The organism is Bradyrhizobium sp. LeoB3, assembly GCF_055456055.1.
The window spans coordinates 1-9,617 of sequence record NZ_JBVBEF010000167.1 but is presented as its reverse complement, the minus strand read 5'-3'; the positions used below and the strand labels follow the sequence as shown (position 1 = coordinate 9,617).

Here is a 9,617-nt window from a genome sequence, read left to right as displayed (position 1 = left end):
CCCCTCAGCCCGAGACTTCCGGTCTATCCCCAACTGCGGACATGTCTACGCGCTGCGCAAACTGTCGCGAAGGGCCAACAAGAGAGTTATGCACCGCAGCAAGCAGCATCTCAATTCGATCACTTTGTTGGCGCGACTGAGCAACGTCGCCGGGATATCGATGCCGAATGCCTTGGCGGTCTTGAGTGGAGTGGCAATCGCGTGCTCAACTACTGTGAATTCTCCTTTGGGCGGAATTGCGCGTTTCGGTTCAACTTCCAGCGTGTGGTCCAACGCGGGCTGGCCTCCTACGTCCTCGCCGTCATGGCACGCTCGGATTTGCGCAGCTATAGTAGCAAATCTTGGTTAGTCCCGAGATTTTCGCTCCAGAATTATTGCACAGCAAATGCAGTCAGTAAGGCTCTCCCGTTAGCGGCGATTGTTTTGAAAATGCTGATGACGACACTGCAAGAACGGCTAACGCGAAAACTATCCTGATCTTGCCTACTCGTCCTCGGTGATCCTAGTCAGCGATAGCTCGAAGCCGCCCTCAAGCAGATCGGTCAACTCAAGCCGCACCATCTCGTCATCCCAATCGGTCGCGTCGGTGAGCCGATTGTCGGCGATGACATAGGCGCGCTTCTGCTGTTCCGACCAGCCGCGCGCCACGATGACCGGTACCTCGGCGACTCGAGCAATTTCCCCGCCGCTAACCGGCCGTGAGCGGCGAGAACCGCGCCGTCATCGACGCCGAGATCGGAATGATCCAACTCGGATTGACGCAGCGATTTGCTCGATTTGCTCCGGCGAATGCCGCCGCGATTTGCGCTCATAGGGTCGTAAACGGTCAACCAGCGCTGTTTCCACGGCCGGCTTGCCCGCTGGGAAAACCCCAACGAAGCGGTGATCATGATCTCGCAGTGGGATTGGCTAACCGACGCGCAATTAGCAGCAGCGTTGCCCAATCACGGCTGGCATCCTTCTTTCACCCACGCTTCAAATAGATCGATCTTCTCTTGCGACCAAGGACCATCGCCGTTCGGCGGCGGCGGCGGTATGACCGAGCCGCCAAATTCCACGAATTCGATTGGAGATCTGCTCGGACCGCGCTTTGACGTCCTTAAAGCTGCGGAGGTCGAAGAACTTGGACACGCCCCGGACATCCTTGTCCGTGAAGAGCGGATAGATGTCTTTAGCGTAACTGATCATGGGCACTCCCCACCGGCGCAATCGCGAGGCTGCGGACTTGAATCTTCATCGTAGCTCCCATTCGTGTTAAAGATACCTATCCACCACATGACGAGAATGACCTTGCAGCGCCGGCGAGGGAAATCAACTCTCGTCATAGTCTCGATAGACGATCGTTATTGCCGCCGCGCAGCGTGATGCCGTAGCGAGGAATGCCACGAGCCGCATGGCAGTCGACGCCTACGTTTTTTCTGCACAGACTTGTAAGCCACGTTCAGTCGCTGAATCGGCAATCAATGCCGTCGTGCTTGCACAAACGACGTCGCGAACTTCGCTCGGTGAGCTCTGAGAACTTCGTAGATGTCGCGCGAGCACAGCAAGGATTGCGCGGGGTCACTGTGGGCTACGATTGCTTAGTTCCGTCGTTGCGTGTGATGGCTAAAGACCCAGCTCAAACATCGGCGGCTGGCGTGCCGGGAGCGATGAAGATGCGCACTACGTTTACGTTATAACCGTCTAAGGCGCGCTACAGCTTTTTCATGTCGGCAGGGCAACCAGAATCGGAAAATGATGAAGAAAAGCGATGGGCGTCATTTTCGTTACAGGCGATCGACCAGCGGCCACGGCAAGCCCGGCAACGCCACTCCCGCCGCCGTCCGATTTGGTGGCCTCGGGTCCGGTGCAGCCGACTCAAGGGGCAACGCGAATGAGTAAGCCTTCTGAGCGTAATAAGATTGCAGCCTCACGAGAACAACGTGAGACACTGACCGGCGATCTGATGGTTCAGCATGAAGCGTTAGCGGAAATATTTACTAGTAATAAAGCTGTATGTTCCGGTGGCCGCGATTAGTGCGGCGGCGCCCAAGAACACCGAGATCGGATACCAAAAGGTGGGATGGTCGATGACGAACGGTATCAAACCAACGGCGAGGGCAGGCGGCATATGGACTTTAAACATCCGTAAAATAGCAATCGAGCAAAGCATGGTAACCGTCACGCCCAAAAATTCTGTGTGAAAGCCCGTGCTCAAGAGTAAGCCGACGGATGCGGTCAGGAAACATACGAGAGGAAACAATACCGGCCGTGACATCCAGCCAGGAAGGTCCGGGTGACCAAATAATTCATAGGCTACGACGATCAGCGGAGGGAATAACAGGAAGCGCAATCCCGTTGTTTGCGCCACCGCTCCCAGCGCGAAGACGAATGCCGTCAGTGCGAAGATCCAGAACCGATCTCTCGGCGGAGTTTCGGCGGTCTCAATAATCCGGTTCTCTTTGCCCCCCTCAGATAGGTAACTATCGGGATCAAGGCGCTTCCAGAACGTCAACGCAATGGCGAGTACGGCGAGTCCCGCGAGAATGGCGGCAGGGTAACCCCAACTCATCACGCCGAGGGCCATTGGAAGCACACCGGCAGAGATCGCAGCTCCGATGTTCGATCGGAGCAGTTTAATAACAAATAGGCTCAGGAGGGCAACAACAGTTACCGCGAGGGCGCTGTATTCCCAGTGGCGAGTAATCATCACCCCCAGGATCGCGGTGATCGTAGGGGTAGCAATCAGTCTGATTGGTTGGCTTGCCCATTTTCCGCGGGGGCGCGTGAATACATCATACGCTAAAGCGGCCACCTCGGGAAACAGGATAAGAGATATACCCGTGGTATCGACCGCAAGCCCAATTCCTCCCACGAAGGTAACCGCAAGAAATTGGGCAAATAATCTCGTTGTGTATTTCACTATAATCTAATTTTCCGAATTCCTTTGCAGACGAGACGAAAATAGGAACGCGAAACTCGATGTCTAATGACCATCGGTTATTGAATCGATTGCCATCGACGCGGCGCAATTCTTTTCCTTCGGTCCTGTCGAACCCACCCATCGGAAATGACCAATTGTGGCGTCTAGCCGGCGAGCTTACTTGCGACGTGCGACGGCATATTCGCCGAAGCTGCAATCGGAACCATACATACGGCAATTGGAAAATTTCGTCCCGCATTGTGGTTCAACAACCCGAAGAGGAGATCAATGATGTCTGAGTCCTTTCCACTTCCTACTAAGCCCGAAGACGTTGTCCCGTCGCTGATTGAGCGGTTTAAATCCGATAGGGTCAGCGAGGTAATGGCCTTGTTCGAACCGAAGTCTGTGTTCGTCGAGAATGACGGGCGAACCATCACTGGTCACGCAGAGATCGCCGCCAAACTCGAGCGCGATATCATGCTCGGCCTGCCGGTGAAGACCGTAGTGCGCCATGTGTTCGCCGGCAACGAGATCGCCCAGCTCGTGGTGGACTGGTCAATTGATGGCACAGGGCCCGACGGCAAGCACGTGCACCTCGGAGGCACGGCATGCGATGTCGTGCGCCGCGGTGCGGACGGATTTTGGCGGTTCATAATCGATAATAATCAAGGGACGGCAGTGCGAAAGCCCGCCTGACATATGCGCCAGCCGAGCACCTACTATCAAAACCGTTTCAACCAGCACGAACAGGAGATCAATGATGTCTGAGTCCTTTCCACTCCCTACTGAACCCGAAGGCGTTGTCCCGTCGCTGATCGAGCGACTCAACTCCGGCAAGGTCAGCGCGTTGATTGAAATGTTCGACCCGAAGTGCGTGTTCGTCGAGGATGACGGGCGAACCGTCACTGGTCACGCAGACATCACCGTCCGACTCGAGCGCTTTGTCGAGCCCGGCGTGCCGCTCGTGACAAAGGTGCGCCATATTTTCGTCGCCGACGATATCGCCCAGCTCGTGTATGACTGGTGGATCGATGGCACGGGTCGCGACGGCAAGGAGGTGCACCTCAAAGGCACGGCGTGCGATATCGTGCGCCGCGGCGCGGATGGGCGCTGGCGGTTCATAATCGATAACAATCAAGGGACGGTATTGCGAAAGCCCGCCTGACACCGCCACGACAGCTCTTGGCGCCGGAGCCACTCTTCTCGGCGCCATCGGGCGAGGCGCGGATCGGCCGCCTCAATCTCGAGGCGGCCATCGCCGCCTTGAACCCGGCGACGCCCGGAAGCACTTAAGGGATAGCGACCTTCGGCTCCATAAGCTGTTGCGCGAGCAAGCCGGCGTGCGGCGTGAGCGCTGAGAAATCACGCGCACAAAGATGAAGTTGCCTCAGCGCCCAGCGGTCTTGCAGCGGCACGATCGCCAAGCCGAGGTGCCCCAACTCTTTGGCGGAAACCTCGGGCAAAATGGCGATCCCAACGCCAGACTCGACCAACATTGCGATGTACTCGATCCGCCTGAGTTGAATGCGGTAGTAAATCTGGCGGCCCAGGCGGGCTGCACGTTCTCCCAGATAAGCTTCCAGTGCAGTGTCGGCCAGACCGACAAACGGCTCACCCACGACGTCCGCAAAAGCTATCGATTGTTGATCGCTGATGCGGTGTGTTTCGCTCGCCACAACGACGAGCTGGTCTTGCGCAATAACGCGGGTCTGCAACGCTGCCAGATCAGCCATGTAGGTTACAACACCGAGATCAGCCCGACCTTCCAGGATGGCCCGGACAATCTCGGTGCTCGGGCGTTCATAGAGATCAATGGAAAGGTCCGGATAAGCGACCAAAAATCGGCGGAGTCGCGGCGGTAGAAAAGCGGCCAACCCAGCCGTGTTGGACAAGAGCCTGATGCGCCCTTTCAGGCCAGCGCCATAGGTGCGCAGTTCTCCGCGCATCTGCTCCACTTGGTCCAGGATCAAACGGGCATGGCGGATCAGGGCATCACCGGCCGCAGTCGTCGTGACCCCCCGCCTGTTTCGTTCCAGGAGCTGCGCGCCAAGCGCAGATTCCATTCCGGAAATGCGTTCGCTCACGGAAGCGAGAGCCAGATTCATGTTCTCGGCGCCCTTGGTGAGGCTGCCTTGCTCCACCACGGTCAGGAACAACCGCATATCCGTCAAATCGAAGCGCAATGCTTTTCCTTCGGTTTTGCCGAATTCTTCGATCGGAAATGACCAATTGTGGCGCTTGGTCGGCGAGCGTACTTTACTACATGCGACGCCATATTCTCCGATTTTGGACGTTGACACAAGGCATTGGAGAGGTGGCCCTTGATGAGAGCTAGGTTTGCTCGCCAATCTGTCACGCCATATGCGCACGGCTGCCATCGGCTCGCGCGAAGTCGTCAAATGCAACACCGCCCAATCCGAGCGAGTCAACATGAATGGTTATCTTTCGCTGCATGTTCTGATTATCGCGTCGACGTTTTTCCTCGCCGGGATCGTCAAGGGCGTGACGGGGATGGGCCTGCCGACCGTCGCAATGGGTATCCTCGGTGCGATCACGTCGCCAGTTAGCGCAGCTTCGCTGCTGGTCATTCCGTCCTTTGTCACCAATTTTTGGCAGCTGTTCACGGGGCCGGATTTCCTGGCCCTGATGAAAAGGCTTTGGCCGATGATGCTCGGCATCGTGGTTGGCACACTCGCCGGCTCATGGCTTCTGACGAGCGCCAATACGGAATACGCAAGTGTTGGATTGGGCTCCGCCTTGGTTCTCTATGCGGTGCACAGCCTGTGGGCGAAGCCATTGTCGGTTCCTGCGCGCCTTGAGCGTTTACTGTCGCCTGTTATTGGGTTGACAACCGGGGCAATCACCGGAGCAACTGGGGTTTTCACACTTCCCGCCGTTCCCTATCTCCAGGCCCTCGGCCTTTCCAAAGATGATCTTATCCAGGCACTGGGACTGTCGTTCACGGTCTCAACAATTGCGCTTGCGGCGGGCTTGGCTCGTGGCGGAGCTTTCCATCTTGGAAATACTACTTTGTCCGCACTCGCGATCATTCCCTCGTTGCTGGGCATGTGGGTCGGAACAACGGTCCGCGAGCGCATAAGCGCTGCAACCTTTCGGCGCTGGTTTCTGATCTTCCTTGCCATTCTTGGCCTTGAACTCGTCGTTCGCCCACTCTTCTTCTGAGGCAGATGACGATGCCCCAGATCGAAAGCCCACCCGTTCCACCGGGCCCCACCACCGTCACCGAGCGTTATGACGCGCTCGTTGCAAGTGGAACAATTGAGCGTGATCCGGCGCAAGAGGGAGTGGTGGCCGTGCTCGATGCGTTGGCACACCGACTCAGGGACATCAAGCAGACCCGCTTCGGTTTGACCCGACTTCTCGATCGGGGAGACAACTCCGGCAAAAAGGGGCGCGGAATTTACATTTTTGGCGGAGTCGGTCGAGGCAAGACTATGCTCATGGACCTTTTCTTCGAGAGTGTCCCGCTGGAAGCCAAGCGCCGGATACATTTTCACGAGTTCATGGCGGATGTGCACGACCGCCTTCGGAAAGCTCGCGAGAAGATGGAAGATCGCGATATGAGCGATGGTGATCCAACTCTCACATGTAGTTCGAACACTCGCGACCGAGGCACGACTTCTTCGCTTCGATGAACTTGCCGTTACGGACATCGCAGGCGCCATGATGCTCGGACGCGCCTTCCGAATTGCTTTCTCAAGGCGTGGTGCTGGTTGCGACCTCCAATGTCGATCCGGATCACCTTTATGAAGGCGGTATCTATCGTGAATTGTTCTTGCCTTTCGTGGCACGTTTGAAATTGCATGTTGATGTCGTGAACCTCGATGCCCGCACCGACTTTCGTTTAGAAAAACGGGAGGCAGAAGGGGGCTGGTATACGCCCCCGGATGCGAATGCTAAGGTTAAACTTGATCTTGTCTTCACTCGTCTCACCAATAATGTTCCACCCGAGCCGTTAACATTGCCCGTAGTAGGTCGAACGATCCGCGTACCGCTTCAGGCGCGTGGCGTCGCTCGCTTCACTTTCCGCGATTTGTGCCTCACCCCCATGGCAGCGGTAGATTACATCACCATAGCACAGAGGTTTCATACCCTCATTATTGAGGGGCTGCCCGCGAGATTCGGTCATCGGAATCACGTTAAGCGCCTCTGCTCACTTATCGATGTTCTCCACGAACAGCATGTGAAGCTCATCGTTTCCGCAGATGGCGACCCACACAGCATTTATCTTGGCATGGTTGCGGCTTTCGGTAGGGCAATGGGTCCGCCACCCAATCAGTCTGACACTTTCCCCGAATTGCTCGAGTCAAGGCGGGCCGTGTCGCGCCTCATCGAGATGCGCTCATGCGACTATCTCTGCCGGCTGAGAGAAGTGCGATCCCTCCATTGAAGATTGTGCTTGAGAATTTACGCTATGCCTTGGCAGGGCTAACCGCTGGAAAGTCGATCGGGGTTTGCGCCGCGTTGTTCATGAAGTTGGTCAACAGGAACTGGGCTGTCAACGCTATCATCTCGACAATGTTGGCGTCGGTCCACGCGGCGTCTTTTACTGCCGCAAACTGCGCGTCAGAAACCTTACCGCGCGTCTCGATGAGGGCCTTTGCGAACGCCACCGCAGCCCGCCGCTTCGGGTCGCTTGAATCGCCTTGCCGATTCAGCGCGATCTCCTCCGGGGGAATCTTCGCCAGATTCGTCGAGACGTAGCTGTGCGCGGCAAGGCAGTAGTTGCAGCCGTTAGCCTCCGAGACCGCGAGCGCGATCCCTTCCCGCGTCTTCAGGTCGAGGGTCCTCGACGCCGGCCCCATCAGGCCCGCCCAACCGCCGAGGGCGTTCGGACTGATGGACATGAGGCGATAGTGATTCGGCACGAAGCCAAGCGTCTTGTTGACGTTGTCCAGAATTGCCTGCGATTCGGCGGGTGACTCACCCAGCTCCGGGATAGCGATGCGGGACATTTTCTTCTCCGTTGAACTCCGGCCGGTAGAGGCCTTAACGCACTCCGATATCCCTTATCGAATGCCCGCATAATCCGGTAATCCTGAGAAATGACCTCTCGGAATGTGAGAGAAGATGGACCGACTTGAAGCAATGTCGATTTTGGTCGCCTCAGTCGAGGCCGGCAGTTTCTCCGCGGCCGGACGGCGGCTGGGCGTTCCCCTGCCAACCGTCAGTCGGAAGGTCGCGGAACTGGAGGCTCACCTCAAGACCCAGCTGCTGGTCCGCTCGACGCGGAAACTCGCATTGACCGAGGCGGGCCTCACCTACGTCGCTGCCTGCAAACGCATCCTGGAACAGGTTGATGAGGCGGAATCTCAGGCCACCGGTGAATACACTGTTCCGCGCGGTACGCTCACGATGACCGCGCCGATTGTGTTCGGACGCCTCCACGTCGTACCCGTCGTGAACGATTTCCTCGCTCACTTTGCACAGATCAGCGTCCAGCTAACGCTCTCCGACCACACAATCAACATGGTCGACGAGCACATCGACTTGGCTGTTCGTGTTGGTGAGCTTCCCGACAGCACGCTCATCGCCACGAAGGTGGGAGAGATCAGGCGCGTGGTGTGCGGCAGCCCCGACTATTTCGCCGCCCACGGTGTCCCGAAAACGCCTGATGACCTGGCCGACCATATGTGTGTGACGTTTTCGGCCCTGGCGTCAGGGATGCCGTGGATCTTCAGCCCGAGCGGCAAGGCGACCAGGAGCGTGCGTCCGTACTGCCGGCTGAAGATCAACACGGCCGAGTCCGCGATCGACGCGGCGATCGCCGGCGTCGGCGTCACGAACGTGTTCTCCTACCAGGTCGCGCGCGCGGTTGCCGACGGCAAGCTCAGGCTCATTCTGCAGGACTACGAGCCTGACCCAATCCCGGTGCATCTGGTGCACGCGGGACAGACGCTCTTGCCCCTCAAGCTCCGGCGGTTTACGGAATTCGCTACGCCTCGGTTGCGGAAGTCGCTGACGGCTGACTTGGCCAAACTCTCCTCGCCAAAGACCAGGGTGAACAAGACGAAATAACCCCCCGCTCGCGAATGACTGCCGCGGTCCACACGTAAGATCAACGCATTTGCAGGATTGGAAAATCAGACGCCCCTGCCCGTGTCTATGGCGCCCAGTCCTTTGGTTTCACCGAGATCGGTGTGGCTAGCCGGCGCGTCCACGCTCCGCGCAACATTTCCACCGCAGAGACAAACGACCAAGGAGACAACTCCCATGAAGGCGATCGTTGTAACGGACCAGGCCGCGGGACAAGTCGATCTGGTGTTCGATGTCATCGGCGGTGACATCCAGAAGCGGTCCGCAGGACTGATACGAGCCGGAGGAACACTGGTGACCGTCGTCGGGCCGGCCGAGGCGCGGCCCTCCGACGGTCTGGCGGTCGACTTCGTCGTCGAGTCCGATCGTGCCCAACCGAGAGAGATCGTCCAGCGGGTGCGGGACGGACGACTGCGGACGAACATCGGCAACGACTCGACCCTCGACGATGCCGTCGCCGCCTTGAATCCGACCAAGCGACGTAAGGGGAATACGATCATCCGCGTTCGTCCCTAGCGACGCCCATTGATGCACGCAGCCGGCCGGCGCTGCCCAGGTCGGCCGGACTTTGAGGAAAATGTCCGCAACGGGTGTGCGCCGTGACAAGGCGGCGCTTTCCAGTGGGTGCAAGTCCCACCCGGCAAACGCTCCAGCCGGA

At 57.9% G+C, this 9,617-nt stretch carries 11 protein-coding genes and 2 pseudogenes; 8 read left to right on the top strand and 5 right to left on the bottom strand.

Translation table 11 applies throughout. The annotated features are described in order from the left end of the window. Window positions 1-477: hypothetical protein (locus tag ACZXDY_RS43230; RefSeq protein ID WP_464349693.1), on the top strand; the 477-nt coding region annotated here is incomplete at its 5' end. A gap of 6 nt (window positions 478-483) precedes the next feature. On the opposite strand, the gene ACZXDY_RS43225 is transcribed toward ACZXDY_RS43230, so the two are convergent. From ACZXDY_RS43225 to ACZXDY_RS43215, 3 genes are all read right to left on the bottom strand, one after another. Further along, window positions 484-648: a ParB N-terminal domain-containing protein gene (locus tag ACZXDY_RS43225; protein WP_165435510.1), complete on the bottom strand. Its 165-nt coding sequence runs from the start codon at window positions 646-648 to the stop codon at window positions 484-486. Between the two features lie 327 nt (window positions 649-975). Continuing rightward, window positions 976-1,188, bottom strand: a complete 213-nt coding sequence (locus tag ACZXDY_RS43220) for a hypothetical protein (protein ID WP_464349692.1) — start codon at window positions 1,186-1,188, stop codon at window positions 976-978. Window positions 1,189-1,963: 775 nt separating this feature from the next. Then, window positions 1,964-2,902: a hypothetical protein gene (locus tag ACZXDY_RS43215; protein ID WP_464349691.1), complete on the bottom strand. Its 939-nt coding sequence runs from the start codon at window positions 2,900-2,902 to the stop codon at window positions 1,964-1,966. Between the two features lie 291 nt (window positions 2,903-3,193). Between ACZXDY_RS43215 and ACZXDY_RS43210 the strand changes: the two genes are divergently transcribed. After that, the gene (locus tag ACZXDY_RS43210) at window positions 3,194-3,598 is read left to right on the top strand and encodes a YybH family protein (protein WP_130229280.1); all 405 of its coding nucleotides are present in this window, start codon (window positions 3,194-3,196) and stop codon (window positions 3,596-3,598) included. A gap of 64 nt (window positions 3,599-3,662) precedes the next feature. Further along, window positions 3,663-4,067 carry a YybH family protein gene (locus ACZXDY_RS43205; RefSeq protein ID WP_165435509.1) on the top strand — a complete coding sequence of 135 codons (405 nt, stop codon included), beginning with the start codon at window positions 3,663-3,665 and terminating at the stop codon, window positions 4,065-4,067. Window positions 4,068-4,191: 124 nt separating this feature from the next. Here ACZXDY_RS43205 and ACZXDY_RS43200 read toward each other — a convergent pair whose 3' ends face one another. Beyond that, complete coding sequence (locus tag ACZXDY_RS43200; protein WP_464349690.1) at window positions 4,192-5,202, bottom strand: LysR family transcriptional regulator; 1,011 nt, start codon at window positions 5,200-5,202, stop codon at window positions 4,192-4,194. A gap of 130 nt (window positions 5,203-5,332) precedes the next feature. Between ACZXDY_RS43200 and ACZXDY_RS43195 the strand changes: the two genes are divergently transcribed. From ACZXDY_RS43195 to zapE (ACZXDY_RS43185), 3 genes and pseudogenes are all read left to right on the top strand, one after another. Further along, window positions 5,333-6,085, top strand: coding sequence for a sulfite exporter TauE/SafE family protein (locus ACZXDY_RS43195; protein ID WP_456645875.1), 753 nt, complete (start codon window positions 5,333-5,335; stop codon window positions 6,083-6,085). An 11-nt stretch (window positions 6,086-6,096) separates the two neighbouring features. Then, the gene (zapE, locus tag ACZXDY_RS43190; RefSeq protein WP_464349689.1) at window positions 6,097-6,558 is read left to right on the top strand and encodes an AFG1/ZapE family ATPase; all 462 of its coding nucleotides are present in this window, start codon (window positions 6,097-6,099) and stop codon (window positions 6,556-6,558) included. Continuing rightward, window positions 6,491-7,313 (top strand): annotated as a pseudogene (gene zapE / locus ACZXDY_RS43185) (cell division protein ZapE). Before zapE (ACZXDY_RS43190) ends, zapE (ACZXDY_RS43185) begins: the two are co-directional and overlap by 68 nt. Window positions 7,314-7,335: 22 nt before the next feature. On the opposite strand, the gene ACZXDY_RS43180 reads toward zapE (ACZXDY_RS43185), so the two are convergent. Further along, on the bottom strand, window positions 7,336-7,878 hold the full coding sequence (locus ACZXDY_RS43180) for a carboxymuconolactone decarboxylase family protein (RefSeq protein ID WP_130229277.1): 543 nt from the start codon (window positions 7,876-7,878) through the stop codon (window positions 7,336-7,338). 115 nt (window positions 7,879-7,993) lie between these two features. Between ACZXDY_RS43180 and ACZXDY_RS43175 the strand changes: the two genes are divergently transcribed. Then, complete coding sequence (locus ACZXDY_RS43175; protein ID WP_464349688.1) at window positions 7,994-8,941, top strand: LysR family transcriptional regulator; 948 nt, start codon at window positions 7,994-7,996, stop codon at window positions 8,939-8,941. A 219-nt stretch (window positions 8,942-9,160) separates the two neighbouring features. After that, window positions 9,161-9,475: pseudogene (locus tag ACZXDY_RS43170) on the top strand (zinc-binding dehydrogenase); the annotation flags it as partial. Between the last annotated feature and the right edge of the window lie 142 nt (window positions 9,476-9,617).